This window comes from Neobacillus ginsengisoli, from assembly GCF_030813055.1.
The window spans coordinates 452,743-479,607 of record NZ_JAUSTW010000001.1 but is presented as its reverse complement, the minus strand read 5'-3'; the positions used below and the strand labels follow the sequence as shown (position 1 = coordinate 479,607).

The window sequence follows — 26,865 nt, the reverse complement described above, 5'->3', positions numbered from 1 at the left end:
TCCCGTTTATCGATCGAAAATAACTTAAGAGTGAATTGCCTTCCCATCTACTGCCAGTGCAGCTTCCCCAATTGCCTCTGATAGAGTAGGATGTGGATGAATGGTGTGAGCAACTTCCCATGGTGTTGCATTTAAAACCATCGCAAGCCCTGCTTCAGATATCATATCCGTTACGTGCGGGCCAATCATATGAACCCCTAGAATATCATTGGTATCTTTATCAGCAACTATTTTAACAAAACCGTCAGATTCTCCAAAAACAAGTGCTTTACCGATTACCCGAAACGAAAACTTACCAACCTTAACATTATAACCCTTTTCTTTCGCCTGATCCTCTGTAATACCAACACTTGAAACCTCTGGGCTGCTATATATACATCTGGAAATAAGATTGTAATCTAAAGGGGAAGGATCATTCCCAACAATATGCTCCACAGAAACTATTCCTTCATGTGATGCCACATGCGCCAATTGTAAACCGCCGATTACATCTCCAATCGCATAGATATGAGATTCCTTTGTTTGGAAAAATTCATTTGTAACAATGAAACCTTTCTCAATCTGAATATCTGTGTTTTCAATGCCAATTCCTTCTGTATTTGCCTGACGCCCAACAGAAACTAGAATTTTTTCAGCCTGATATTCTTTTAATTCGCCTTTTACTTCTGCCGAAATAGCTACTCCGTCACCTTTGACTAATGTTTCAGGGAGTACTTTTGCACTTGTTACCAGTTTAACACCTTTTTTCTTCATTAAACGTTGCATTTCTTTTGAGATTTCTTTATCTTCTGTTGGAATAATACGATCTGCATATTCAACAACCGTAACCTCAACCCCAAAATCAGAAAGCATCGATGCCCATTCAATTCCGATTACGCCGCCACCAACAATTATAATTGAATTTGGCAGCACCTCAAGAGATAATGCTTCGTCCGAAGTCATGACGAAATCTCCATCGATTTCAAGCCCCGGGAGAGTTCTTGGTCTTGAACCGGTTGCAATAATCACGTTTTTGGGGATGAGCATTTCGTTTTCCTGACCGTTATTCATTTCAACTGAGATAGTCCCTGGCATAGGTGAAAAAATAGATGGGCCTAAGATTCTTCCAATTCCTTCATATACATCTATTTTTCCCTGCTTCATTAAATGTTGGACGCCCTTGTGCAATGTTTCAATTATATTATTTTTTCTTTCTTGAACTTTCCCAAAATTAACGGAAACATCACTTGTCATAACCCCAAAGTCTTCACTTCGTTTAGCGGTGGCATAAACTTCTGCACTTCTGAGTAGCGCTTTACTTGGTATACAGCCTTTATGTAAACAAGTCCCGCCAAGTTTGCCCTTTTCAACGATTGCCGTTTTGAGGCCGAGTTGCGAAGCGCGAATGGCAGCAACATAACCGCCGGTGCCGCCGCCAAGAATTACTAAATCGTATTCATGTGCCACAAATATTTCCTCCCAAGTTCCTCAAATTTTTGCTGTTTTTAAATTTTCAGGATAGATTTTTACATCTTCTTCACCGCGTAAGACCCTAAGAGCCCCTTCAGCTAAGGCTTGAAGTTCATTTTCGCCGGGATGGACGATTGTATCAGCAATCCAGTTAATTCTGTCGGTGATGGATTTCACAAAACCTTTTCCATATGCAAGACCACCTGTTAATATAATGGCATCGACTTTTCCCGAAAGCACAGCACTTGCTGCCCCAATTTCTTTTGCCACTTGATAGGCCATTGCATCATATACCATCTTTGCTTCTTCATCACCGGCTTCAATCCTTTTTTCTACTTCAACTGCATCATTTGTGCCGAGATATCCGACAAGCCCTCCATGGCCAACAAGCCTCTTCATTATTTCTTCCCGATAATGTTCTCCGGAAAAACAAAGGGCTATTAAATCCCCAGCGGGAACTGTCCCTGCCCGTTCCGGACTAAATGGACCATCTCCGTGAAGGCCGTTGTTAACATCGATAACCTTACCTTGTTTATGGACTCCAACGGTTATTCCGCCACCCATATGGGTAACAATCAAATTCAATTCTTGGTATTTTCTTCCTAATTCTTTAGCTACCCTTCTGGCAACCGCTTTTTGATTTAATGCATGAAAAATACTTTTTCGTTCAATTAGTGAGAAACCTGATATCCTCGCAATCGGTTCAAGTTCATCAACGACAACAGGATCCACAATAAAGGAAGGAATATTAAGTCCGGAGGCAATTTCATACGCAATGATTCCTCCAAGATTTGAAGCATGCTGTCCCGAAAAACCTGATCGCAAGTCAACTAGCATTGTTTTGTTAACAGCATATGTTCCGCCTTCAATCGGACGTAACAATCCACCGCGTCCACATACGGCACTTAGTTTGGATATGTTGATTCCTTCTTTATCCAGTGTTTCCAAAATAGTGTTTTTTCTAAATTCATATTGGTCAATTATATTAGAGAAAGAGTTAATTACCTTTGCCTCATGACGAATTGTTTTTTCAAAAACGGAGAATTCATTATCGAAGATCCCAATCTTGGTTGATGTTGAGCCCGGGTTGATGATGAGTATCCGATATTCTTTATCCTGCAACGCATTGACCTCCAAAAGGCAAAGACGCTGAATTTCCCATTCAGCGCTCTGCCGTGTACTAATATTAAATATAATTGCTTATTTATGAGTTCTACGACTTAAAATGTGATGACCATTTTGAAGGAATTGGCTGCGGGAATTGCGCATTCTTTCTATACGCTCTTCCACCATACGGTCAGCAGCCACGTAAGTTGGAATGCCATCACGCTTTGATATTTCTATTATTTTTTCAATACTTGTATAAAGCTGTTCAACCTTTTTCAAAGCACGTTCATGGTTATATCCATATAGCTCGTCAGCGACATTGATAACACCCCCGGCATTAATAACATAATCAGGCGCATAAACAATACCCATCTCATGGATGATATCACCGTGACGTGTATCTTTTAATTGATTGTTAGCAGAACCGGCAATTACTTTAGCCTTAAGTTGCGGAATTGTATCATCATTAATCGTTGCTCCAAGAGCACATGGAGCATAAATATCACATTCCACGCCATAAATTTCATTTGGATCGACGGCACGGGCACCAAATGCTTCAACAGCACGCTGAACAGCTTCTTTGTTAATATCCGTTACGATTAATTGTGCACCCTCTTCGTGCAAGTGTTGGCAAAGTGTATAGGCGACATTTCCGACACCCTGTACGGCAACCACTTTTCCTTCAAGAGAATCTGTGCCAAATGCTTCCTTCGCTGCCGCTTTCATACCAAGATAAACACCGTATGCTGTTACAGGTGAAGGATTTCCTGATGAGCCGAATGCAGGTGAGATCCCGGTAACATAATCTGTTTCTTCATGGATTAAATCCATATCAGCAACGGTAGTGCCTACATCTTCAGCTGTGATATATCTGCCGTTAAGTCCTTGAATGTAACGGCCAAACGCACGGAACATTTCTTCATTCTTATCTTTTCGCGGGTCACCGATAATAACGGTTTTACCGCCGCCGAGGTTCAAGCCTGCAGCAGCATTTTTATACGTCATTCCTTTTGCCAATCTTAAGGCATCTTCAATTGCTGCCTCTTCTGATTCATATGTCCACATACGGGTTCCGCCCAAAGCAGGGCCTAAAGTTGTATCATGAATAGCAATAATTGCTTTTAATCCTGATTGTTTATCTTGACAAAATACCACTTGCTCATAATCGTATTGTTCTAAGTACTTGAAAATTTCCATTTTTATATTCCTCCTCGAATTTGAATATCTATTTTGTAACGCAGCATAACGCCAGGGCAAGGGAATAAAGTTTACTTTCTGCCGAATCAGCTCTGGAAGTAAGCACTATGGGCGCTTTCGCTCCGGCAATTACTGCCCCGACCTTAGCCTTAGCAAAGTATACTAAAGATTTATATAATACGTTTCCGACCTCTATGGTAGGTACTAATAAAATATCGGCTTTTCCAGCTACTTCACTGTGGATCCCTTTATGCTCCGCTGCTAAAGAAGAAACGGCATTATCTAATCCCAGAGGCCCATCAACTGTGCAGCCGGTGATTTGTCCTCTTCTGTTCATCATGGTTAATGCGGCAGCATCAATGGTAGCCTGCATCGCCGGATTTACCACCTCAACAGCTGCTATAGGAGCCACTTTCGGATTTTCAATTCCGATTGCATTGGCAAGTGAAACAGTATTCTTTATGATTTGTGCTTTTTGTTCCAGGTCAGGATGAATATTCATTCCCGCATCTGTTACAATCGTAAAACGATTCCTTCCCGGGATTTCAAAAAAAGCAGCGTGCGATAAAACATTACCTGTCCTAAGCCCATATTCCTTATTCAATACGGCTTTTAAAATGAGACTAGTAGGAATATTCCCCTTCATTAGAACAGTGGCTTCTTTTTTATAAACTGCCTTTACTGCTAATTCAGCAGCTTCAGCATTTGAATCCGCTTGAACAACCTTTAGTAATTTACTGCTATTTTTTCCATTTTCTTTAGCTTCAATTAGTGCATTAATTTTTTCTTTGTCACCGAATAAAATAAAATTTGCAAGATTACGGTCCAATGCATCCATAACGGCTTCGATTACTTCTGCATCCTCCGCCGCAGCGACGGCAACCGTATTGATGGTTAATTGGGTTGCTCTTTCAATCAGCGATTCCAATAACAAGTTGTCCTCAACCCTTTCTCTCTAAGCTGCAACTCCAACATAGTAATATGCAAGAAGCGTGCCAAAACCAATTCATTGAAAACGCTTAATTTATCTCTATATTCAGCTGCAATAATTTTCATACCGTGAAAATTATTGCATGCCGGTATTTTCAAGTTTGTATTTCTCAAGTTTGTAATAAAGATTCCTCACAGACAAACCCAGCTTCTTAGCAGTTAAGGTTTTGTTACCATTTGATTGATTTAGTGTTTGCTGAATAATTTTCGCTTCATATTCTTCCATCAATGCAGATAACGGTTGATCGAGATTGACAGTATTACTGTATTGGGAAGATACTGATTCACTAACTATTTGTTTATTCTTTAACTCAGGTAGGTGCTGTACGTCCATAAAGGTTTCATAATAATTCATGAAAATAATCGCGCGTCCTAGAATATTCTCTAATTCCCTTATGTTTCCCGGCCAATCGTACGCCATCAATTGTTGCAATGCGGCTTGATTCACACCTTCAACATTCCGGCCATAATCCCGATTTATTTTTTGAATAAGCCTTTCACATAATAATGGGATTTCCTCTTTTCGTTTCCTAAGTGGAGGAATATGAATCGGCATACGATTTATACGATAATATAAGTCTTCCCTAAAGGAGCCTTTAGCAATACCCTTTTCTAGATTGACATGTGTTGCAGCAATGATCCTGACATTAATAGCAACAGGTTTTGTTCCGCCGACACGGATAATTTCATTTTCTTGCAAAACTCTAAGCAGCTTTGCCTGAGTATTGGCAGAAAGCTCTCCGATTTCATCGAGGAAAATACTTCCATTGTTTGCTTCCTCAAATAACCCTCTTTTTCCACCTCTTCTCGCACCGGAAAAAGCTCCTTCTTCATAACCAAATAATTCACTTTCTAAAAGTGTTTCAGAGATTGCAGCACAATTAACGCGGATAAATTTGTTATATTTTCGGTCGCTGGCATTATGTATGGCATGGGCAAACAGTTCTTTACCTGTCCCGGATTCCCCGCGAAGGAGGACGGTTGCTGGAGTTTTTGCTCCAAGCTTGGCCTGTTCGATAGCTATCATCATTTCATCCGACTTCCCTAAAATATCCTCAAAGGTATATTTTGCTTCGAGTGTTCGGATAATTTGTCTTGCACGGTTCAATTCCCTATTTAAAGATTTAATCTCTGACATATCATGGATAACACCGACACTGCCCTTTAACTTTCCCTTAACTATAATTGGGGCGACATTTACAATCACTTCTCTTTTATTGGGTCCTACCCTCATCGCTACTCCACGAACGGCTCTCCTTGTTTGCAAAACCCTCATATGCATACTTTCACCTTCAGAAATATCTGTCGTTGCGGGTTGGCCGATTACACGTTCTTGGGAAAGCCCTGTTATCCGAGTATAAGCCGGGTTAATAAGAATACCCCGGCCATTTTCATCAACAACTGAAATGGCATCATCGCTTGATTGAATGATTGCTTGAAGCATTGTTTGAATTTCCTTTAAGTCAGTAATCTCTTCAGCCAAATTAACAACTTCAGTTATATCCTTAAAAACAGCAAAAGCCCCAATTACCGTTCCATTTTCTTCGATAATAGGAATCCGAGTGGTTATGATTTTTCTTCCATTACTCAAAACCATCTCTTGGTTTGCCTCAATTTTTCTGGTTTTTAAGATTAGCGGCAGTCTGGAGGTTGGAATGACTTCGGCGACAAATTTACCGATGGCGTCTTCTTTTTTTACCCCCATCATTTCTTGTGCCCGGCGATTGAATAAAATGACGAAACCATGGTCGTCAATGACCACCATTCCATCATTGGTAGCGTTAAAAATCAGTTCCTGTTGATAGGATTCATTTTGATGTTTTTTAATCAATTCTTCTTTTTCTTCCATTAATTTTGAAACAAGGAAGGCTACGCTTCCGGGAATTAAAATAGTCTTTTTATTTTTAGCATCTCTTAGCTGTTGAAAAACACTGTCATCCCCGGTTACTTCAATGATAATGTCAATATTTTCGGATAGAAAAGGCTTCCAATCCCTCCCGGTATTAATTCGTTCTTTTTTTGCTAATAAAATTCCCGGAGCATCCAAATTTCGATCTATCACAGCATGGACATTTAACACTTCAGTTTCGTTTAAAATCTTTAAGATTGCTGAACCGCCCTTTCCTGCCCCAACAATCATGACATTTTGCATTTTTTTCCGCCCCTTTCAAAAAAACAAAAAATAACCATCAAGAAAGTTTTTTCATATTACTGTTTGGAAAGATATGCAATTTTTTTCATTACTATTGTATATTTATTTGTCGACCTTGACAAATTTTATCTATGTACTATTATTTTCATCGTGAGAGGTAATTTTTTTCTTCACAATACAAGTCGGAAGGATATAATTATGAAGCGTATTATTGCCCTAATCATATTATTAATACCGGGTTTTTTAGCCGCTCTAGGCATTAAATTAATGCGCGATATGACGTTCGGTATTCTTCAAGCACCATTCCCTTTTCTTTGGTTACAATTTTTGACCGGACTAATCTTTTTTATTTGCGGGCTGGGTTTTGTTGCAGGCTTTATTTTTCATCGTGACAGGAAAAGAAATAAGGTTCAAGCTCGTTTTCAGGATAAAGAAAGAACGCCAGCCGGCAGTAGACAAAGGCCCAATTAAGCTTTTTGGCAAAAAAATAAGAGGCCTGCAGTTACGGTCTCTTTTGGTATAGTTTTCTTATCCTCAATGCTTTAACCGGGTCATCTGTAATAAACGATGTGCAGTTTATTTTAAAGAGCCGATGCATATCTGTGTCTTTATTGACTGTATATGGTCTAACAGCTATACCGTTTGCCATTGTCCTTACAATGATTTCGTCACTAACAGCTGAGTGGTTTGGATGAATGCCTTTTGCCTTTATTGATTGGGCATAAATCCATGGCATGTAGATTCCCTCAATGAAAAGCGGTGCCGTTTCAATTTCAGGTGCTAATCGATAGCTATAAACAATGCTGTAATGATTAAAAGAGGAGAGAATAATTCTATTTGTTAAGCCATAGGTCCGAACGAGTTGAATGACTTTTTGTTCCATTCCTTCGTATGAAAAAAGGCCATTTTTCAACTCAATATTACAAATTAACTTATTCGTTTTTAACCATTCCAGAACTTCTGATAACGTCGGAATCGGTTCCTTCTTTACCCCTTTTTTATTGGCGTTTAGCTTTAAAAGATCTTTTAATAAAAAATCTTTTACAAAACCTGTTCCACTTGTTGTCCGATCGACTGTTTCATCATGTATGACAACAATTTCACCATCTTTTGTTAATTGGACATCAAGTTCTATTCCATCCGCTCCAGCCTTTTCAGCTTCTACAAAGGCTCCCATTGTATTTTCAGCAAAAGAAGCGGAATATCCGCGGTGAGCAAAAATTTGTGTCAATGTTCTCACTTCCCAAGGTAAAAAATGGAGGAAACGCAATGAAACCATTACAATTATCAGCCGAAACCGCTAAAATGCTTTCTGAAAAATTAAATGTGCCGATAGAACAGCTTATGCACATGCCGCAACATATTCTCATTCAAAAATTAATGGAACTTGAAAAAGAGAAAAATTAATATTGAACTGCTTTCCGTCCTATCTTATGCACTGTCATCAAAAATTACCCTAAATTCTATTATAGGGAGCAGTGATATAAAAATAGGTAAAAGGAAAAAAGCCTTCTTTTCTTAAATGAGGGCTTTTTTTACTTTTATTTTCTATTCTTTTCAAGAAGCCTTATGCTCCAGACGAAGCTTATCAGCAACCATTGCGATAAACTCTGAGTTTGTCGGTTTGGCTTTGGACATACTTACGGTGTAGCCAAATAAGGAAGAAATGGAATCAATATTTCCACGACTCCATGCCACTTCAATCGCGTGACGGATGGCCCGTTCCACACGGCTGGCAGTTGTATTATATTTCTTTGCAATGTCAGGATAAAGCACTTTAGTAATAGAACCTAAAAGTTCAATATCGTTATAAACCATTGAAATAGCTTCTCTTAAATATAAATATCCCTTTATATGTGCAGGGACACCGATTTCATGAATAATGCTCGTAATGCTGGCATCAAGATTTTTTGGCTTTTGCTCTGTTTGGGGACGATAGGTTGTTGTCGGAAGTTTTCGTGTGACAGGACTGCTTTTGCCGCTTACCTGACGTATGTGGTTACCAAGGTTCTCCATATCAAATGGTTTTAAAATAAAATAGGAGGCACCCAGCTCGACTGCCTTTTTAGTAACATCTTCCTGCCCAAAAGCAGTAAGCATGATCACATTAGGTAATGTTCCTTTTTTTAGGTCTCTTAGCCGTTCAAGAACTGCTAAACCATCGAGATGCGGCATAATAATATCTAAAACAAGAACATCAGGATCAACCGATGCTAACATATCCAGACACTCTTGACCATTATGGGCAATACCTGCTACTTCCATATCATCTTGGGACGAAATATAGTCCTCTAATAATCCTACAAGTTCCCTATTGTCATCAACGACACAAACTTTTATTTTTTTCAACTCCATTTTCCTCCTCAAATCCAATTGTAGTCTCTAGTCTATATTAGCTATGTGATTTTATTCTGTGATTTTTCTTCTCTTATATCTATTCTAAATTAGAAATTCGACAATGCAACAAAAATTCCTCTCATTTTTTTAACATTTCTTAAATTAGTGATAAAATCTTATATTTTCTTTATTTTTCTCTTATTTTCGACGAAAATCGCATAAATTCCAAAAAATAACTGAAATTTGTCGAATAATCTTTGCGCATTATAAGAGGATGACTCAACGTCATCCTCTTTTTAAATTCAGCTAGCTTTCTCCTTCGGTTTATCATATATATTAATTCCCGCTTCATCCAGCATCCATTCAATGTGCACACCATAACCGGAGGTCGGATCATTAACAAAGACATGTGTCACTGCCCCTACGAGCTTCCCGTCCTGAATAATTGGACTGCCGCTCATTCCTTGAACAATACCTCCTGTTTTTTCAAGGAGCTTTGGATCAGTGACTTTAATAACAATGCCCTTGGTGGCTGGAAATTTTTGTGGGATCGAACTGACAATTTCAATATCAAATGCTTCTACTCGGTCATCATTTACCACTGTCAAAATCTTAGCAGGTCCTTCTTTTACCTGATGGGATAACGCTATTGGTATTGGCTTATCCATAATCCCGTTTTTTAAATCTTTATTCATCTCACCAAAGATTCCAAACGGACTGTTTTTTTGGATATTACCGACAATTTCACGATCTGAGGAGAATCGGGCCAGCTTTTCTCCCGGGTCGCCGTTACTGCCTTTTTCGATTGAAGTAACGGTAGAGCGAACAATTTGACCATCTTCAACAACTATCGGCTTCTTTGTATCCATATCGGAAATTACATGCCCTAAGGCACCATATTTTTTTGACCCAGGGTGGACAAAGGTCATTGTTCCAATTCCTGCAGCTGAGTCCCTAATATATAATCCAAGTTTATACGAGTTTTCTCCCGTATCTTTTAACGGAGTAAGTTTTGTAGTAAATTTTCCACTTTCTCTGCTAATGACCATATCCAATGGTTTACCGCTTTGTCCTGCATTTTGTACAAATGGTGCTACATCTGTCATTTTTTCGATCTTAGTACCATTTATTTCAGTTATAATATCTCCAATTTTAACACCGGCAATTTCACCGGGTGACTTTTTCCCATGATCGGTATTTACTAAATGGTGACCAACGACCAAGACACCGACAGTATTTAATTTAACACCAATTGATTGTCCGCCGGGAATAACACGAAAATCCTTTAAGACATTAACATCGACTTTTTTAACGGGGATTCCTGCAAATTCTAAAAGCATTTCATTATTGCCCTTTTCCTTTGCTTTTACAGATACTGAATGATTGTTTTGTCCAAGTGCAATACTCGAATTGTGAGAAACTAAAGTGGCTGATACCGGGGCAGCCTTTTGAAATGTAAAATCTTCACCTTCAAAGACGGTAATCGTCTTTGGTATATCAAGATATTGTTGTATAGGCTGATAAAAAATAAGACTGATTAATGAAACAAGGAGAATTCCACCAATGATCTTTCTAATAATTTCCATCTTCAAACTTTTCACTCTCCTCGCTTCTAGTTTACTCATTGAAATGGCTACATCTATAATTTTGCCTCCTTCACAGTCATTTATAACTTGCACCAATATAAAAAAGCTACCCAGAATGGATAGCTTTTCAATTTTTATAAAAATTTTTGAAATTTTAGCTTATAAAAGGACAATTGTCTAGCTCCGCAAGGCGCTTCCGCTTTTCTTATTCTCTGAAGCTAAATTTAATAATTCCTCTGCATGTTTTTTTGTAAGGTCTGTGATTTCGACCCCGGAAATCATTCTGCCTATTTCTTTAATCTTTTCTTCTACCTTTAATGGAGTAACGGAGGTTTTTGTCCTCCCCGCTTTTGTGACTTTGGAAATGAACAAATGCGTATCTGCCATTGCAGCTACTTGTGGCAAATGCGAAATACATAATACCTGTGAATCTGAGGCAACTTTATAGATTTTTTCAGCAATCGCTTGGGCAACTCTTCCACTTACACCTGTATCAACTTCATCGAAAATAATCGAAGTGACGCCTTGATGTTTAGAAAAAATGCTTTTTAATGCCAACATAATCCTAGACAATTCTCCACCGGAGGCAACTTTTGACAGTGGCTTTAACGGTTCACCAGGGTTAGTAGAAATATAAAATTCCACTTGATCAACACCATTTTTTGTAAAATGCTGTAAATCAGAATCTATACGAATTTCAAAAACCGTTTTTGCCATGTATAATTCTTTAAGTTCTTTATGTATTAATTTTGTTAGTTTTCCCGCCCATTTTTTACGTAGTTCAGTCAATTGTTTTGCTTCAAGGACTAAATCTTTTTTAATCGAAGCTAATTCTTTTTCCAAATCACTGATATGTGTTTCTTTATTTTGCAAGGTTTCAATTTCTTCTTCAATTTTGGCTGAATATATCAAAATTTCATCGATTGTTTTACCGTATTTTCGTTTTAATTGGTTAATTTCATTCAATCTTTCTTCAATTTCATTTAATCGTTGTGGGTCGTACTCCAATATATCTAATTCATTTCTCAATGAACGTGCAGCATCTTCCAACTGATAATAACTATTCGATACGGACTCAAAAAGCCCTTTATATGCCGGATCCAGCGATGCAGCATCTTCCAGGTGTCCCATAACCATACTGATCCAGTCCAACCCTTTTTGTTCTCCATTTAAGGCTGTATAGCTTGATTGAATGGCTTCAAATACTCTTTCAAAATTCCCAAGCTTTCTTTTTTCCTCAAAAAGCTCTTCATCTTCGTTGGGTTTTAAATCGGCCTTTTGGATTTCATCAAATTGAAACTGAATTAAATCAAGGCGATGAGCAGTTTGTTGCTCGTTCTCATTTAAAGACTTAAGCTTGTTTAATGTTTGTTCGAAACGATGGAAAACTTCCAGGTATTCATCTTGTGAAAAGGAAATTTCCTCAAAGCCATATTGGTCCAGGAGCATTAAATGCTTCGACTCATCCATTAATTCTTGATGCTCATGTTGACCATGTATATCAACCAGTGTCGAACCGAATTCACGAAGAGTAGCAATTGTCACCAGTTTCCCATTAATTCTGCAAACACTTTTTCCTGTTTTTGAAATATCACGCCGTAATACGACCATTCCTTCTTCAATTTCAATCCCAAATTCCATTGCTCTTCCAAAGCAAGGATGATGCGGATCGTCAATTTGAAATAATCCTTCAATTTCTGCCTTTTCTTCGCCGTGACGGACAAATTCAGCTGATCCTCTCCCGCCAACTAATAAATGAATCGCGTCAATAATAATCGATTTTCCCGCTCCGGTTTCTCCAGTTAATACTGTTAACCCTTTCTCATACGAAATGGAGAGGGCTTCGATAATGGCGAAATTTTTTATCGATAGTTCGGATAACAAAAAGCATTCCCCCAGTTAAAGCATATCAAGGAATCGGTTTGTGATGATTTCTGTATCTTCCTGTGTTCGGCAAATAATCAAAAGCGTATCATCACCACAAATGGTTCCTAAAATTTCATCCCAATCAAGATGATCAATTAATGCACCAATAGCCATTGCATTTCCCGGCAAACATTTCATAACTAATAAATGTCCGGCTGAATCAATTCGAACGAATGCATCCATTAACGATCTCTTTAGCTTTTGTAATGGATTAAATCTTTGATCAGCAGGCAAACTGTATTTGTATCTGCCATCAATTAAAGGCACCTTTACAAGATGCAATTCTTTAATGTCACGGGAAACAGTAGCCTGGGTCACATTATACCCTGCATTTTTTAGCTCATCTACTAACTCATCTTGAGTTTCAATATCATTATTAGTAATAATTTCCCGTATTTTAATATGGCGCTGACCTTTATTCATTTTTTCACCTCATAAACATTCAAAACCATTATGTATTTTGTACTAATTTGTCGCTTCTACACCTATGTTAGCTGATTTTGCAAATAATGTACATAGAAAAGCGGAAGCGCCCTGCTCAGGGGCGACAAGCATAAGAAGGTTGCTTTTTACCTTCTTGGCGTATTGGCTTATGACTAGAGTTCCTAGGCACTGGAGCTAGACATTTCTCCAAGTTTAAACAATAAAAGGATAAGCTAAATGCCTATCCTTCTGCCTTGTCTTTTGTTTTAAATTCTTGGTGGGCTTCCAATACAACATTCAAAGGGGGGACGTGCAGCTCATTAACCCCGGTATCCCGTTCACCTTCCCATTTTATGTGTAGAAGGAATTCAATGTTCCCTTCACCGCCGGTAATTGGCGAAAAGGATAAATTTTTCACAAAATAGCCCTGTTGAATGGAAAAATCAATAATTTTATTTATAACCTGCAAATGTACTTTTTCATCCCGGACTATTCCTTTTTTTCCAACCTGCTCTCTTCCTGCCTCAAATTGAGGCTTCACAAGGGCAATAATATCACTTCCCGGTACTAGCAGTGTTTTTAAAACAGGAAGAATTAAAGTTAAGGAGATAAACGATACATCAATGCTTGCAAAATTTGGCATTTCACGCATTAAATCAGGGGGAGTGACATAACGAAAATTCGTCCTTTCCATTACCACTACCCGCTCATCCTGACGGAGTTTCCATGCAAGCTGATTATAACCTACATCTAAGGCATAAGACATTTTCGCACCATTTTGCAGGGCACAATCTGTAAAACCACCCGTCGAAGCTCCAATATCCAACAACACTTTATCTTGTGCGGTTACATCAAAAACCTTTAATGCTTTCTCAAGCTTTAATCCCCCACGGCTTACATAAGGAAGCATATTCCCCTTTATTGTGAGAGGGATATCCGCTTTTACTTTTTCTCCTGGTTTATCCAATCGCTCTTCATTTGTATAAACAAGCCCCGCCATAATTGCCCTTTTAGCTTTTTCGCGTGTTTGTGCTAAACCTCTTTCCACTAGTAAAACATCTAATCGTTCTTTATTTTTCATGTATTAGGCCCTTTGTTGTTTTTTCCGTGCAAGTATAGTAAGTCTTTTGACCGCTTCCTGAGTCGTTAAACCAATCTCTTCAAGTAAAGAGCCAACATCACCATGCTCTATAAATTGGTCGGGAATTCCGATCCTGTCAATAACCGTGCTGTAATACCCATGATCATGGGCAAATTCAAGGACTGAACTGCCAAACCCGCCTTGCAATACTGCTTCTTCAATCGTTAATAATGGAATGTTTGTTGCTAAAAGAGTTTTTAGCATTTTTTTATCCAAAGGCTTAATGAAGCGTGCATTAATAACTTTTACAGATATGCCCTGTTTTTCAAGGATCACTGCCGCTTCCATTGCCATTGGAATAGTTGTTCCAAAGGTTAAAATAGCAGCGTCCTCACCTTCCCTGATAATTTCCCACGTTCCAATTGGGACTTCATGAAGCTCAGCATCCATAGGAACGCCAATTCCATTACCGCGCGGAAATCTCATGGCAATCGGCCCGTCATTATATTTTAACGCTGTATAAACCATGTGTTGCCCTTCATTTTCATCCTTAGGCATCATGACAACTATATTTGGTACATGCCTTAAAAAGGCAATATCGAATACACCTTGATGAGTCTCACCGTCAGCACCTACTAATCCGGCCCGATCAATACCGATAAATACATTTAGATTTTGGCGGCAAATATCATGAACTACCTGATCATAGGCACGCTGCAAAAATGTTGAATAGATGGCTAAAAACGGCTTCATATTTTGAGTTGCCAAGCCTGCTGCAACTGTAGCAGCATGCTGTTCCGCAATACCGACATCATACATTCGTTCAGGAAATTCACTTGCAAAGCCTTCAAGTTTAGAACCGACCGGCATCGCAGGGGTAATTGCCACAATCCGATTATCATCGCGTGCAAGCCTTCGCACGGTTTCACTCACTAGGCTGCTCCATGCAGGTGGCGGTGTTTTAGCCGGCTTTACGAACGTTCCTGTGTCGGTTTTATATGGGCCTGTTCCATGCCACGTCCCTGTTTTGTCGCTTTCTGCAGGGAAGTACCCCTTCCCCTTCTTAGTAATAACATGTAGAAGGACAGGACCTGGTGTTTTTTTTGCATAGCTTAAATTATCGAATAAATCTTCATAACTGTGTCCATCAATTGGACCTAAATAGGTAAAGCCCAATTCTTCAAAAAACATTCCGGATACTAGTAAATATTTAAGGCTATCTTTTATCCTTTCGGCGGTTGCAGCAAGCACTCCTCCAACTGCAGGAACCTTCTTTAACAACACTTCTAATTCATCTTTAACCCACTGATACTTTCCAGCGGTTCGCAATTGACCTAGAATGTTGTTAATGGCTCCAACATTTGGTGCAATAGACATCTCATTATCATTCAAAATAACGATCATGTCTTTTTTCTCATGTCCTATATGATTTAGCGCTTCTAATGCCATTCCACCTGTTAAAGCCCCATCGCCAATTACAGGTACGACAAATGATTTTTCCTTTTTTAAATCCCTGGCAATAGCCATCCCCATTGCCGCTGAAAGGGATGTAGAACTATGACCTGTTTCCCAGACATCATGTTCGCTTTCAATCCGTTTTGGAAATCCGCATAAGCCTTTAAATTGGCGCAATGAATCAAAATCACAAGCCCTGCCCGTTAAGATTTTATGGACATACGACTGATGTCCGACATCCCAAATAATTTTATCCTTGGGACTTTCAAAACATTTATGTAAAGCAATTGTTAATTCGACAACACCTAAATTCGGTCCAATATGGCCTCCGGTAACAGACAGCTTTTCAATCAAGAATTGGCGTATTTCTTGACTTAGAACCTCCAATTCTTTATTTGACATCCCTTTTAAAAAGGACGGGTCTTTTATTGATAACAGATCCATTTTTGGACCACTCACTTTCATACTTTTTCTTTCTACATTTATTCCCATTTAATGAGTTCACGAAGGATAGTTCCCATCAAAGAGATTTATTAAAAAATAGCCGCTAACACGAAAGTGATAACGGCATTGACAACGTTTTCTTCATTGAAAACAATTATAACACAATTAGAAAAAAGCCTCAAATGCCGATATTTAGTGGTCTCTCGATGCAACTAAATCAGTTATTTCCAACAGGAGGTCGGTTTTTAAGCCTGACTGATTTAAAAAACTTTTTGAAAAATTTATTTGATTAAGTAAGGCTTTTTTTGCACCTTCCATTGATAACAATTGCGGATAGGTACTTTTATGATTTACTGCATCACTTCCGACAGGCTTGCCAATTAATTCTTGATTTCCTTCTAAATCAAGAATATCATCCTGTATCTGAAAAGCGAGACCCAGATGGTGTGCAAATGCCGCTAAGTTTTCCAGTTGGCTTTCACTAGCTTCAGCAATCATCGCTCCCGCTAATACACTAAATCTTAAAAGCTTTCCTGTTTTATGAATATGTATGTACTCAAGCTCTTCTAGTGTAAGGTCTTTTTCTTCACCTTCCATATCAGCAACTTGGCCCCCGACCATCCCTTCCGTCCCAGCTGCTTTTGCAAGCTCAATAACCAGTCTTAGTTTTGTTTCGGACGATGTATATTCGTTCGGAATTTTCCCCATTACTTCAAAGCTATAGGTTAACAAGGCATCCCCTGCAAGGATAGCGACTGCTTCACCAAACACTTTGTGGTTGGTCGGTTTTCCTCTTCTTAGGTCATCGTCATCCATACTTGGAAGGTCATCATGAATTAAGGAATAAGTATGGACCATTTCAATGGCTGACGCGGCAAGTAACCCTCTTTTAGGATCGATCCCAAATGCATCCAAAGTTGCAAATAACAATAATGGACGGATCCTCTTTCCACCTGCTCCAAGGGAATATTGCATCGCATCTTTAATCACAGGAGGAGCATCAAGCTTGTCTACCAGAGTCCGAAGCTCTGCTTCAAGCAGCAGTTTATATTCGTTCGCAAACGCATTCAGTAACCCGGTACCCAAGTCTATTCCTCCTCTTCAATTGAAAAACTTTCCGTACGGCCATCCTCTGTAATAATTTGGGTGAGTTGTTCTTCAACACTTTTCAATTTATCATGGCAAAGCTTGGAAAGTTCCATTCCTTCTTTATAGTAAGCAATCGCTTCTTCTAAAGGCACATCTCCCTCTTCAAGCCTATCCACAATTTGTTCAAGCTTATTCATCGCATCTTCAAATGTTAAATTTTTTTCATTTGCCATCCTTTTCATTCTCCTTTATCGTTTCCACTTTACAGAAAAGGTTTCCATCGGTTAATTGAATTCGTACTGATTCATTCATTTTTATTTGTTTAACACTTTTTACTAGCTGGTTTTCCATGTATACAAGACTATACCCACGTTCCATAATCTTTAATGGACTCAATGCTTGTAAAGTCGATATGATCGAATCAAATTCCGTTTGTTTCTTTAAAAGGATCTGTCTCATCGAACGATTTATATCTTTTTGTGAGCGTACAAACCGAGCTTCCGCTTCGCGTAATGCCTCGCTTGGATGATTCCGTAATAGCCTTTTATATTGGCTTTCCTGCTGCCCTCTTTTGAGTAATGTCAACCGAGAGGCACCACGGACGAGCATTTCTGTTAATTTATCGACATGTTCAAGCTTTTGCTCATAAAGTCGATGAGGATATCGAAAAGCATATGATTTTTTAGCACGGTTTAACCGCTCTTTTTCAAAACGAAACTTTTCGTTCATGGCCCGAAGTAAACGGGTTTGGCGCTGCAACACCCGCTCCATTAATTCCTCAATGTGCGGCACTGCAAGTTCAGCTGCACCTGTAGGAGTTGGAGCACGTAAATCGGCAACAAAATCAGCAATTGTAAAATCCGTTTCATGGCCGACCGCTGAGATTATAGGAATGTTGGAGGTATAAATAGCTCTAGCAACCAGTTCTTCGTTGAATGCCCATAGCTCTTCAATTGAACCTCCTCCCCGTCCAACAATTAACACATCAATATCAACCATCTTATTGGCTTTTTCAATGGCCTTGGTAATCGATGGTGCTGCATTATCACCTTGTACAAGTGCAGGGAAAACAAGAATATTGACTATCGGAAATCGCCTTTTAATAGTTGTGATTATATCTCTAATGGCAGCGCCTGTTGGAGAGGTTATGACGCCAACGGTTTTAGGGTACAATGGAATGATTTTTTTCTTTTCGGGTGCAAATAGTCCTTCCAATTCCAGCCTTTGTTTCAATTGCTCATATGCTAAAAATAATTCTCCAATCCCGTCAGGCTGCATTTCTTTTATATAAATTTGATATTGACCGCTCGGTTCGTAAACCGTGATATCTCCCTTAACAATTACCTTCATCCCATTTTCAGGAGAAAATTTCATGGACCTTGATTGGCTTGAAAACATAACAGCAAGAATCCTGGCTTTTTCATCCTTTAATGTAAAATACATATGTCCGCTTGAGTGCTGTTTAAAATTCGAAATTTCACCTCTCACATGGATATCATGCAAATGAGGATCGGCATCAAATTTTCTTTTTATATACTTTGTAAGTGCGTTTACAGATAAATACCGTTGCTCCTGCATAAAAAACTCCTTTTAGCACTGAAAAGAATAAAAACTGTCCTTATCCATTATATATTTAGTTCCTTTTTTTGTCCGTAATCCACGGGAAAGGACTTAAATAACAATAAGGGATAAGGACAATTTTAAAACTTTCATAAAAATAATTTACAAGCAAGAACTATTTTTGGCCGATTTTAACGTATTGTACATTAGCATCGTGATTGTCATTGGACCTACTCCACCGGGAACCGGAGTTATATAACCAGCTTTCTCGCTTACTTCTTGGTAGTCAACGTCACCACAAAGTTTGCCTGCTTCATTACGATTTATTCCCACATCAATTACAACAGCGCCTTCTTTTACATGCTCCGCTTTAATAAAATTTGCTTTCCCTACAGCAGCAACAATAATATCTGCTTGGGTAGTATGTACCTTTAAATCCTGTGTTTTTGAATGACAATACGTTACAGTTGCGTTTTGATTAAGGAATAATTGTCCGGAAGGCTTGCCGACAATATTACTTCTTCCAACTATAACCACATTTTTACCCTCGATTGAAATACCTGATTCCTCAAGGAGCACCATTACACCATAAGGGGTACACGGTAAAAATGAATCCTGCCCTGTCATCATTCTCCCAATGTTAATCGGATGAAACCCATCGACATCTTTTAAAGGAGAAATTGTTTCAATTACTTTTGTTTCATCAATATGTTTTGGGATCGGAAGTTGAACTAAAATCCCATGGATATTTGGGTCTATATTCAGCTCTTCAATTTTAGCAAGCAGTTCTTCCTCTGAAACTGTCTCGGGATATTCAATTAATAAAGAATGCATTCCAAGCTCGCTGCATGTTTTTTGTTTGCTGTTAACATACGTTCTTGATGCTTGGTTATTTCCAACTAGAATGACGGCTAATCCGGGTGTAACACCTGTTTCCTTTAATTTTTGCACTTCTTGAGCAATTTCCACTTTTTTATTAGCCGCAATTTTTTTACCATCAATATTGATCGCTGACATTTCTTTTCCCCCTTTTAATAAAAGTTGTTCAAATTAAAATTATTAATCATTTAGAAGCTTTTGTTTTATTTTAGAAAGCACACCATTAATAAATCGGCTGGATTGGTCGTCGCCGTAAATTTTAGCTATTTCAATGGCTTCATCTAAAATAACATTTTCCGGAACATCATTTTGAGCGTATTTTAATTCATAAACAGCAATTCTTAACAAATTCCTATCAACGGTTGCCAAACGATCGATCGACCATTTTTCAAGATTATCTTTAATCAGCAGGTCAATATCATTTTTTTGTTCGACCACTCCTGTAACTAGCATGGTTAGATATTCGTCGCCTGCCTCCCCTTCTAGTACATGTTCGATTGCTGAAGATGGTTCAGTATTACTAACATCGATTTGAAAAAGAGCCTGTAAAGCTTTTTCTCTTGCGGTTCTTCTTTTCATTATACCGTTAACTCCTTTAGCGATATTAAATTATCTTTGTCTATTTTTCGTCCATCATGATGGCACTTGTCGAATCTAATGCGAAAGTAGTCTTATTGTTTTGCACATAAAAAGATAATAGCATAACTAAAAATGATTCGCACTGTACAAGAAAATTTTTTTCAGTTATAGGTTACATTTTAATTTTAAAAAATAAGAAAACCAAAGGAGATACCTCCTTTGGCTTGCACATTTTATAGTTCTTGTTCAATTTCCGGTTCATGCTTCTGGTTTTCAAATTGAATACCAACAACATGTATGTTTACTTCTTCGGCATCTAACGCTGTCATATTAAGCAACGCTTGGCGAATGTTATCCTGTATCTTCCCTGCAACACTAGGAATGGAGACACCGAATTTCATTAAGCAGTATACATCAACTTTAATTCCTGTCTCAGTTAATTCCACTTTAACGCCCTTACCGTGGTTCTTTTTCCCTAAACGTTCCACCACACCCGTGGCAAAATTACCACGCATGCCCGCTACACCTTCCACTTCGGACGCTGCAATCCCGGCAATTACTTCAATGACTTCCGGGGCAATTTCTACTTTTCCAAGCCCATTATTTCCTTGATCCATTTCCAAGACACTGTACTCGCTCATAATGAACACCTCCAGATTTTAACTAGACTTCATCACATCATGCAATTCAAGAAACTTCGTATTGAACTGTCCTTCAACGAATTTTTCATGTTCCAGCAGTTTCAAATGAAACGGAATCGTGGTATGAATGCCTTCGATAACAAATTCACTTAGTGCACGCTTCATTCTTGCAATAGCTTCTTCTCTGCTGCTGCCGTATGTGATGACTTTCGCAATCATGGAATCGTAGTAAGGTGGAATGGTATATCCCGGATATGCTGCAGAATCGATTCGAACGCCTAAGCCACCTGGCGGTAAATACATGTGAATCTTTCCTGCTGACGGCATGAAGTTCTTTTCGGGATTTTCCGCATTAATTCTGCACTCAATGGCCCAACCTGTAAACGTAACATCCTTTTGATTTAGCGTTAATCTTTCACCGGAAGCAACACGAATTTGCTCTTTAACAAGGTCAATGCCGGTGACCAATTCAGTCACAGGATGCTCCACCTGAATCCGCGTGTTCATTTCCATAAAATAAAATTTACGATTGCGGTAGTCATAGATAAATTCTACCGTGCCGGCACCTGAATAATCAACTGCTTTTGCAGCTTTTACTGCAGCATTTCCCATTTCTGCACGAATCTCCCCATCTAAGGCCGGTGAAGGAGTTTCTTCAAGAAGTTTCTGAAGTCTGCGCTGAATGGAGCAGTCGCGCTCCCCTAAATGGAGCGTGTTTCCATAGGAGTCCGCTAACACCTGAATTTCAACATGGCGGAAATCCTGAATATACTTCTCTATGTATACACCAGGATTTCCAAATGCTGTTAATGCTTCCTGCTGTGTTATATTGATGCCTTTTATTAATTCCTGTTCATTCTTTGCAACACGGATTCCTTTGCCTCCGCCGCCAGCCGTTGCTTTGATGATGACAGGATATTGAATTTTTTCTACTAATTCTAAAGCCTCATCAATATCATTAATGATTCCGGTAGATCCCGGTACGATAGGAACACCTGCCTCACGCATCGTTTCTCTAGCGATGTCCTTTGTTCCCATTTTTGTGATTGCTTCAGGACTTGGACCAACAAATGTAATATTACATTCACGGCAAAGCTCGGCGAAGTCAGCATTTTCTGCAAGAAAACCATAACCCGGGTGGATGGCATCGCAAGCTGTCAGTATAGCAACACTAATAATATTTGTGACATTTAAATAACTGTCTTTTGATGAAGTGGGTCCAATGCAATATGCCTCATCTGCAAGTTGTACATGGAGGGCTTCACGATCTGCTTCGGAAAATACGGCAACAGATTCAATGCCCATTTCCCTGCAAGCTCGAATGATCCTGACAGCAATTTCTCCTCTGTTTGCAATTAACAGTTTTTTTATCATCCTGTTATCGCTCCTTATTCAGGCTTTACTAAAAATAAAGGCTGCCCGTATTCTACTAATTGTCCATTTTTAACAAGTATTTCAACAATCTCACCATTTACTTCTGCTTCTATTTCATTAAATAATTTCATGGCTTCCACAATACAAACGATTGAATCCTTTGATACCTTTGTGCCTGCTTTCACATAAGAATCAGCCTCCGGTGTCGGTGAAGCATAGAATGTCCCAACCATTGGAGAAGTAATTTTGTGTAAATTGGCAGTCTCTACTTGCTTGTTCGTTTCTTCTTTAGCTGTTTCCATTTTTATTTCATGCACTTGTGCAATAGGTACAGCAGCTTGGACCGGAACGGTTTGTACAGCAGGAACTGCTTCAACCGCAGCTTGTGCAGCCGGTTGAAAGGTTGTCACAGTTGAATTAACATTTTTCTTCATTTTAATTTTTGATCCTTCGTTTTCGTATACAAATTCATCGATACTGGACTGGTCAACCAATTTTATCAATTCGCGAATTTCTTGTACTTTTAACATTGAGTAACACTCCTTGAACTACTTAATTGTGACTAGCTACTATTACTATACGATAATACATTGTAAAAGTTCAATCATCTAATTCAGAAGCGCTTTAATGTTTTACTGCCCGCTTCTTCCTTTATCATAATATTTTCTAAATAAAATGTGTAATTTAAAACTACCAATCTACCCTCAAAATAGTATCTTTCCCGGATTAGTCAGCTGTTAAACAACTAAAAAAATGATAAAAACAAAAAAAGGAAAGCATGACTTTCCTTTTTAAAGAAATTTGAGAACGGTCTTACTCCAGCGCTTAATGTCTCGGGTCATAAGCCCCTGAACAAGGCGCTTGCGCATTTCTATTTACTTTGAAGGTTGGAATTCTACGGCTACGTAGTTCGTTTCACCAATTTCTTTTTTAACCTTTTGGATGATTTCATTAGCTGCAGTTGGGGTTGGCTGTTTCTTTGATTTTACTGTAACTCTTACTTGTTCTCCATCAGCTCTAACTAGTGCATCTTCATAGCCCATTGTCTTAATCAAGGTTTCAAGAATTTCTTCTTTTTGGGCAGTTTGACTTAATTTTTGCATTTGATCCATTGCTTTGCTTCGTTGATCTGCAGGAACGTCAGTTGATGCTACTATTGCTGTTAAATCCGCTTTCTGTGCACTGCGCTGATCGTCAAGCTTCATCCGTAGGGCTGTAAACTCATCATCGCCGGCTACTTGTGAAACCGTTGTTTTTCCATCCTTTGCAACTGTTTTTGATTTGGATTGCTGCCCGGTTATCTGATCTTTGGCATTTTGCTTCACTGCTGCTAAATCATTACTTTTTTGCTCTGGAGAGGTGATGTAATATACAGATAATACAACCACTAAACTTAACATTGTTAACAACCAAACAGTTTGTTTTTTCAAAAGCATCTGGAAATCCCCCTTTTATTTTTTAAACATTGGCGTAACGGCAACTTTATAGCTTGGCACACCTAAAGCCCTTGTTACCGCTTCAACAATCAACTGTTTAACTTGTATATTTTCTGCCCCTTTGGCAACTACCCATACACCGCGAATTTCTGGTTTTTTTGTTTCTACTACAATAGGAACCTCTTTATCCCCATTGCGGGTGATGACAACCTGTTCATCAGTAGAGGTGTCAGTAACTTTACGCTGTCCTCCACTTTGGTCTGTTTCCTCTGTTGTTTGCGATTTCGTGTTCTTATTTTTTTGAAGAACTTGTTGATCGGTTGAATCAATGGTAACAACTACGGTTACATTGTTTACACCTAACATATCCCCAATTGCCTTTTTTAGCTGGTTCTCATATTCTTGTTCATAATCAGCTATTGTCTTATTGCTAGAGTTATTTTTTTGACCAAAGGCCGCAACATCACCTGAATTATCTTGTTGGGTCTTAAATGCAGGAATAGCAGGAGCTGAGGAATTGGTTTTAAATAATATATTTCCTACTAACATACATGCAGCCCCAATACATAGGACAAGAATTAAATACTGATATTTAGTTGTTTTTTTATTTGTCTGATCATTACTTATTAATAATTTTTTTAACCATGATAGTGGTCCTTGATTATTATCCATTGGTATTAATAGTCCCCCCTTCTATCGAGACTTCAACTTTGTTTCCAGTTACATTCCATTTTTGCGATAGAAATGTGGAGATTTTTTTCGTATTATCTGTTGATCCTTTTGATGGAGGAGGTGTATCAGTATTGATATTGACTGGTTTTATTGCTTCAACTGCCTGCATTGAATTGTCAGATTGCTTTAAAAGAACCGTAACCTTTTGAAGGTTGTCAGGGAATGCTTGGTCACTTTGTTCGTTAGTAGAAATATCTATTTTCGCAATTTGCAAACCGTATTTTTTCATCAACTCCTCTTCAGCACTCTTTTTCAGCTGGACAGTCATCTGTTCTAAAATATATGCATGTTGAGAGGCTTGTATTTCTTTTTTCTTTAAATCTATCGAATTTTTCATATTTTTTTCTCCCGGTGTTTGAAAGGAAGGTATGGAAGCAAGTGTCGATTCAAAATCTTTTGAAATTAATTTGTAAATCGGGGTGAGAATAATGGCAATCAAAAGCAAGCCTGTAACCATTTTTGTATATTTTTGCATACTGGAATTTGGAAGAAGCATATCAATAACGGTTGCTAGCAGGATAAAAAGGATAATATTCGTTACCCACTCTTTTAAAAAATCCAATTTTTCTCCCCCCTATCGCATCATCATCGTTAAATTTCCCGCGGCAACAATCACGGTTATACTTAGGAAGAACATCAGCGACACGATACCCAGTGCTGCAAAAACATAAATGACACTCTTGCTTATAATATCCAGACAGGTAATTACAGGGCCGCCGCCTAATGGCTGCAGGATGGCTGCTGCAAATTTATAAATAAAGGCAATCATTAAGATTTTTATCGCCGGAAAAGCCACAATGATTAACAAGATCGCGACCCCGGCAATGCCCACTGTATTTTTTAAAAGGGCAGAGGCACTAACGACGGTATCAGTGGCATCCGTAAAAATCCTCCCAATAACAGGGATGAAGTTACCCGTTATGAATTTAGCTGTCCTTATTGTTACACCGTCCGTAACTGCAGCTGACGCTCCCTGTACAGAGATAACACCTAAGAATACCGTTAGAAAAAGCCCCATTAACCCGATACTCCAGTTTCTTAGCAGCTGTGCCAGCTGTGTGACTTTATATTGTTCTGACATGGTACTTACAATGCTCAGCAGTGCAGCTAAGAAAAGCAGCGGTAGAATAATATACTGCATAAATAAACCGCTTATATTCATAAGAAATAAAATTACAGGGTGAAAGAAAGCAGCTGAGACCAGTCCGCCTGAAGCTGCAATTAAAGCGAGCAAAAGCGGAATAAGTGCGAGCACGAATGATATCATCGACCCGATTGCATCATTCGTATAGCTTATGGCAACATGGAAACTATTAAGGGCAATAATCACCAGCACCATATAGACAATGGAATAAGCAACCTTACTAATCGTGCTTTTTTCAAAGGCATTTTGCATGGATTGAAGGAACATGCTGAAAATCGTTAACAAAATCAGCGAGCCAAGCAATTTCCCATTCGCCACAAACTCCTGAAAAGCAAATTTTAATATTCCTTTTCCCCACTCTTTTAACGAAAATTTCTTCTCTCCTTTTATAAAATCATACAAGCTTCCTTTTTGACTCTCTGGAAGGAACCCCCCGTACTTATTATTGACATCGTCCCAAAATTGCTTTAATTCTGTTAGATCCATTGTTTTAAGCTGGGCATCTACTAATTGCTGCGGCGAAAGAGGCGAAGAGGCGTCCTTAGTGTTTTCAGCAGCTTGTACCATTGGAATATTTAAAAAAAAGAATAAGAGAATAATAATAGGAATAATCTGCAACCTGTGCTTCAATTTTCACACCTCTTTTTTTATAAAAAGAAAATGAATGTAATTAACTCGGAATTAATTTGATAATCGTTTCAATCATCACAGTTAAAATTGGAATGGCCATTGCGAGTATCAATATTTTCCCTGCCAATTCAATTTTTGAAGCGATGGCACCCTGACCTGCATCTTTTGTAATTTGCGCGGCAAATTCAGCAATATAGGCAATTCCAATAATTTTAAGTATGGTTTCGACATAGACCATATTCACATTGGCATTCACAGCTAATTTTTCCAGCATATTTATAATTTCAGAAATTTTATCTACTAAAAAAAGAAAGATGGTACAGCCAACAAATACAACCAAGAGGAAAGCAATATTTGGTTTTTGCTCTTTAACAATTAACGCGAGAAAGGTGCCAATAAGTGCCAAGCCGACTATTTTAAGGATTTCAATGGCAGAGCCCCCCTTTATTGAAACAAGAATACTGATTTTATTTTTTGGAAGAGATCATCCACGATTGTGGCAACTTGAAACAAAATATAGATAAATCCGAATAATGTGACCCATTGTGCGTATTCTTTTTTTCCAACCTGATCAAGGACCGTGTGCAAAAACGCTACCACAATTCCCACCCCGGCTATTTTAAATATAATATCCACTTCTAAGCCCATTGCATT

At 38.5% G+C, this 26,865-nt stretch carries 28 protein-coding genes; 2 read left to right on the top strand and 26 right to left on the bottom strand.

Going from position 1 to position 26,865, the window contains the following annotated elements; genetic code table 11:
• Window positions 1–24 precede the first annotated feature (24 nt).
• The 5 genes from lpdA to J2S10_RS02500 form a co-directional block, all read right to left on the bottom strand.
• Window positions 25–1,446, bottom strand: coding sequence for a dihydrolipoyl dehydrogenase (gene lpdA, locus J2S10_RS02520; protein ID WP_307404142.1), 1,422 nt, complete (start codon window positions 1,444–1,446; stop codon window positions 25–27).
• 21 nt (window positions 1,447–1,467) lie between these two features.
• Window positions 1,468–2,571 carry a butyrate kinase gene (buk, locus tag J2S10_RS02515; RefSeq protein ID WP_307404141.1) on the bottom strand — a complete coding sequence of 368 codons (1,104 nt, stop codon included), beginning with the start codon at window positions 2,569–2,571 and terminating at the stop codon, window positions 1,468–1,470.
• Between the two features lie 78 nt (window positions 2,572–2,649).
• Window positions 2,650–3,753: a branched-chain amino acid dehydrogenase gene (bcd, locus tag J2S10_RS02510; RefSeq protein WP_307404140.1), complete on the bottom strand. Its 1,104-nt coding sequence runs from the start codon at window positions 3,751–3,753 to the stop codon at window positions 2,650–2,652.
• A 28-nt stretch (window positions 3,754–3,781) separates the two neighbouring features.
• Window positions 3,782–4,687 carry a phosphate butyryltransferase gene (yqiS, locus tag J2S10_RS02505; RefSeq protein ID WP_307404139.1) on the bottom strand — a complete coding sequence of 302 codons (906 nt, stop codon included), beginning with the start codon at window positions 4,685–4,687 and terminating at the stop codon, window positions 3,782–3,784.
• A 132-nt stretch (window positions 4,688–4,819) separates the two neighbouring features.
• Complete coding sequence (locus J2S10_RS02500; RefSeq protein ID WP_307404138.1) at window positions 4,820–6,895, bottom strand: sigma 54-interacting transcriptional regulator; 2,076 nt, start codon at window positions 6,893–6,895, stop codon at window positions 4,820–4,822.
• A gap of 198 nt (window positions 6,896–7,093) precedes the next feature.
• On the opposite strand from J2S10_RS02500, the gene J2S10_RS02495 reads away from it, so the two are divergent.
• Complete coding sequence (locus tag J2S10_RS02495) at window positions 7,094–7,366, top strand: DUF2627 domain-containing protein (protein WP_307404137.1); 273 nt, start codon at window positions 7,094–7,096, stop codon at window positions 7,364–7,366.
• 31 nt (window positions 7,367–7,397) lie between these two features.
• Here J2S10_RS02495 and J2S10_RS02490 read toward each other — a convergent pair whose 3' ends face one another.
• Complete coding sequence (locus J2S10_RS02490; RefSeq protein ID WP_307404136.1) at window positions 7,398–8,126, bottom strand: glycerophosphodiester phosphodiesterase; 729 nt, start codon at window positions 8,124–8,126, stop codon at window positions 7,398–7,400.
• A 38-nt stretch (window positions 8,127–8,164) separates the two neighbouring features.
• Between J2S10_RS02490 and J2S10_RS02485 the strand changes: the two genes are divergently transcribed.
• Window positions 8,165–8,302, top strand: coding sequence for a YycC family protein (locus J2S10_RS02485; protein WP_307404135.1), 138 nt, complete (start codon window positions 8,165–8,167; stop codon window positions 8,300–8,302).
• Window positions 8,303–8,452: 150 nt separating this feature from the next.
• On the opposite strand, the gene spo0A is transcribed toward J2S10_RS02485, so the two are convergent.
• The 20 genes from spo0A to spoIIIAC all read right to left on the bottom strand — a co-directional run bounded on the left by spo0A (window position 8,453) and on the right by spoIIIAC (window position 26,859).
• On the bottom strand, window positions 8,453–9,244 hold the full coding sequence (gene spo0A, locus J2S10_RS02480; RefSeq protein ID WP_307404134.1) for a sporulation transcription factor Spo0A: 792 nt from the start codon (window positions 9,242–9,244) through the stop codon (window positions 8,453–8,455).
• Between the two features lie 290 nt (window positions 9,245–9,534).
• A complete protein-coding gene (spoIVB, locus tag J2S10_RS02475; RefSeq protein WP_370876152.1) occupies window positions 9,535–10,818 on the bottom strand; it encodes a SpoIVB peptidase in 1,284 nt (427 codons plus the stop codon).
• A gap of 177 nt (window positions 10,819–10,995) precedes the next feature.
• Window positions 10,996–12,702, bottom strand: coding sequence for a DNA repair protein RecN (gene recN / locus J2S10_RS02470; protein ID WP_307404132.1), 1,707 nt, complete (start codon window positions 12,700–12,702; stop codon window positions 10,996–10,998).
• Between the two features lie 15 nt (window positions 12,703–12,717).
• Complete coding sequence (ahrC, locus tag J2S10_RS02465) at window positions 12,718–13,167, bottom strand: transcriptional regulator AhrC/ArgR (RefSeq protein WP_307404131.1); 450 nt, start codon at window positions 13,165–13,167, stop codon at window positions 12,718–12,720.
• A gap of 241 nt (window positions 13,168–13,408) precedes the next feature.
• A complete protein-coding gene (locus J2S10_RS02460; RefSeq protein ID WP_307404130.1) occupies window positions 13,409–14,248 on the bottom strand; it encodes a TlyA family RNA methyltransferase in 840 nt (279 codons plus the stop codon).
• Between the two features lie 3 nt (window positions 14,249–14,251).
• The gene (gene dxs, locus J2S10_RS02455) at window positions 14,252–16,147 is read right to left on the bottom strand and encodes a 1-deoxy-D-xylulose-5-phosphate synthase (protein WP_307405124.1); all 1,896 of its coding nucleotides are present in this window, start codon (window positions 16,145–16,147) and stop codon (window positions 14,252–14,254) included.
• A gap of 192 nt (window positions 16,148–16,339) precedes the next feature.
• Window positions 16,340–17,233 (bottom strand): polyprenyl synthetase family protein, encoded by an 894-nt coding sequence (locus J2S10_RS02450; RefSeq protein ID WP_307404129.1) that lies wholly within the window; start codon window positions 17,231–17,233, stop codon window positions 16,340–16,342.
• Between the two features lie 2 nt (window positions 17,234–17,235).
• On the bottom strand, window positions 17,236–17,469 hold the full coding sequence (locus J2S10_RS02445; RefSeq protein WP_307404128.1) for an exodeoxyribonuclease VII small subunit: 234 nt from the start codon (window positions 17,467–17,469) through the stop codon (window positions 17,236–17,238).
• Window positions 17,459–18,814 (bottom strand): exodeoxyribonuclease VII large subunit, encoded by a 1,356-nt coding sequence (gene xseA / locus J2S10_RS02440; RefSeq protein ID WP_307404127.1) that lies wholly within the window; start codon window positions 18,812–18,814, stop codon window positions 17,459–17,461. Before xseA ends, J2S10_RS02445 begins: the two co-directional genes overlap by 11 nt.
• 144 nt (window positions 18,815–18,958) lie before the next feature.
• Window positions 18,959–19,813 (bottom strand): bifunctional methylenetetrahydrofolate dehydrogenase/methenyltetrahydrofolate cyclohydrolase FolD, encoded by an 855-nt coding sequence (gene folD / locus J2S10_RS02435; protein WP_307404126.1) that lies wholly within the window; start codon window positions 19,811–19,813, stop codon window positions 18,959–18,961.
• A gap of 42 nt (window positions 19,814–19,855) precedes the next feature.
• Entirely contained in the window at window positions 19,856–20,254 is a 399-nt protein-coding gene (nusB, locus tag J2S10_RS02430; RefSeq protein WP_307404125.1) for a transcription antitermination factor NusB, read from the bottom strand.
• A gap of 233 nt (window positions 20,255–20,487) precedes the next feature.
• Complete coding sequence (locus tag J2S10_RS02425; protein ID WP_307404124.1) at window positions 20,488–20,895, bottom strand: Asp23/Gls24 family envelope stress response protein; 408 nt, start codon at window positions 20,893–20,895, stop codon at window positions 20,488–20,490.
• Window positions 20,896–20,913: 18 nt separating this feature from the next.
• Window positions 20,914–22,269 (bottom strand): acetyl-CoA carboxylase biotin carboxylase subunit, encoded by a 1,356-nt coding sequence (gene accC / locus J2S10_RS02420; protein ID WP_307404123.1) that lies wholly within the window; start codon window positions 22,267–22,269, stop codon window positions 20,914–20,916.
• A gap of 14 nt (window positions 22,270–22,283) precedes the next feature.
• The gene (accB, locus tag J2S10_RS02415) at window positions 22,284–22,799 is read right to left on the bottom strand and encodes an acetyl-CoA carboxylase biotin carboxyl carrier protein (RefSeq protein WP_307404122.1); all 516 of its coding nucleotides are present in this window, start codon (window positions 22,797–22,799) and stop codon (window positions 22,284–22,286) included.
• A 345-nt stretch (window positions 22,800–23,144) separates the two neighbouring features.
• Window positions 23,145–23,705: a SpoIIIAH-like family protein gene (locus J2S10_RS02410; protein ID WP_307404121.1), complete on the bottom strand. Its 561-nt coding sequence runs from the start codon at window positions 23,703–23,705 to the stop codon at window positions 23,145–23,147.
• Between the two features lie 15 nt (window positions 23,706–23,720).
• Window positions 23,721–24,377, bottom strand: a complete 657-nt coding sequence (gene spoIIIAG / locus J2S10_RS02405) for a stage III sporulation protein AG (RefSeq protein WP_307404120.1) — start codon at window positions 24,375–24,377, stop codon at window positions 23,721–23,723.
• Window positions 24,370–24,999, bottom strand: coding sequence for a stage III sporulation protein AF (spoIIIAF, locus tag J2S10_RS02400; protein ID WP_307404119.1), 630 nt, complete (start codon window positions 24,997–24,999; stop codon window positions 24,370–24,372). Before spoIIIAF ends, spoIIIAG begins: the two co-directional genes overlap by 8 nt.
• A 12-nt stretch (window positions 25,000–25,011) precedes the next feature.
• Window positions 25,012–26,211, bottom strand: coding sequence for a stage III sporulation protein AE (gene spoIIIAE, locus J2S10_RS02395; protein WP_307404118.1), 1,200 nt, complete (start codon window positions 26,209–26,211; stop codon window positions 25,012–25,014).
• Window positions 26,212–26,251: 40 nt separating this feature from the next.
• Window positions 26,252–26,641, bottom strand: coding sequence for a stage III sporulation protein AD (gene spoIIIAD / locus J2S10_RS02390; RefSeq protein ID WP_307405122.1), 390 nt, complete (start codon window positions 26,639–26,641; stop codon window positions 26,252–26,254).
• A gap of 14 nt (window positions 26,642–26,655) precedes the next feature.
• The gene (spoIIIAC, locus tag J2S10_RS02385) at window positions 26,656–26,859 is read right to left on the bottom strand and encodes a stage III sporulation protein AC (protein WP_026572556.1); all 204 of its coding nucleotides are present in this window, start codon (window positions 26,857–26,859) and stop codon (window positions 26,656–26,658) included.
• Between the last annotated feature and the right edge of the window lie 6 nt (window positions 26,860–26,865).

Excerpts from the sequence above, each read along its gene's own strand:
- bcd (WP_307404140.1), bottom strand. The coding sequence starts at position 3,753 with ATGGAAATTTTCAAGTACTTAGAACAATACGATTATGAGCAAGTGGTA.
- J2S10_RS02500 (WP_307404138.1), bottom strand. The coding sequence starts at position 6,895 with ATGCAAAATGTCATGATTGTTGGGGCAGGAAAGGGCGGTTCAGCAATC.
- J2S10_RS02495 (WP_307404137.1), top strand. The coding sequence starts at position 7,094 with ATGAAGCGTATTATTGCCCTAATCATATTATTAATACCGGGTTTTTTA.
- J2S10_RS02485 (WP_307404135.1), top strand. The coding sequence starts at position 8,165 with ATGAAACCATTACAATTATCAGCCGAAACCGCTAAAATGCTTTCTGAA.
- spoIVB (WP_370876152.1), bottom strand. The coding sequence starts at position 10,818 with ATGGAAATTATTAGAAAGATCATTGGTGGAATTCTCCTTGTTTCATTA.
- ahrC (WP_307404131.1), bottom strand. The coding sequence starts at position 13,167 with ATGAATAAAGGTCAGCGCCATATTAAAATACGGGAAATTATTACTAAT.
- J2S10_RS02460 (WP_307404130.1), bottom strand. The coding sequence starts at position 14,248 with ATGAAAAATAAAGAACGATTAGATGTTTTACTAGTGGAAAGAGGTTTA.
- dxs (WP_307405124.1), bottom strand. The coding sequence starts at position 16,147 with ATGGATCTGTTATCAATAAAAGACCCGTCCTTTTTAAAAGGGATGTCA.
- J2S10_RS02445 (WP_307404128.1), bottom strand. The coding sequence starts at position 17,469 with ATGGCAAATGAAAAAAATTTAACATTTGAAGATGCGATGAATAAGCTT.
- xseA (WP_307404127.1), bottom strand. The coding sequence starts at position 18,814 with ATGCAGGAGCAACGGTATTTATCTGTAAACGCACTTACAAAGTATATA.
- folD (WP_307404126.1), bottom strand. The coding sequence starts at position 19,813 with ATGTCAGCGATCAATATTGATGGTAAAAAAATTGCGGCTAATAAAAAA.
- nusB (WP_307404125.1), bottom strand. The coding sequence starts at position 20,254 with ATGAAAAGAAGAACCGCAAGAGAAAAAGCTTTACAGGCTCTTTTTCAA.
- J2S10_RS02425 (WP_307404124.1), bottom strand. The coding sequence starts at position 20,895 with ATGAGCGAGTACAGTGTCTTGGAAATGGATCAAGGAAATAATGGGCTT.
- accC (WP_307404123.1), bottom strand. The coding sequence starts at position 22,269 with ATGATAAAAAAACTGTTAATTGCAAACAGAGGAGAAATTGCTGTCAGG.
- accB (WP_307404122.1), bottom strand. The coding sequence starts at position 22,799 with ATGTTAAAAGTACAAGAAATTCGCGAATTGATAAAATTGGTTGACCAG.
- J2S10_RS02410 (WP_307404121.1), bottom strand. The coding sequence starts at position 23,705 with ATGCTTTTGAAAAAACAAACTGTTTGGTTGTTAACAATGTTAAGTTTA.
- spoIIIAG (WP_307404120.1), bottom strand. The coding sequence starts at position 24,377 with ATGGATAATAATCAAGGACCACTATCATGGTTAAAAAAATTATTAATA.
- spoIIIAC (WP_026572556.1), bottom strand. The coding sequence starts at position 26,859 with ATGGGCTTAGAAGTGGATATTATATTTAAAATAGCCGGGGTGGGAATT.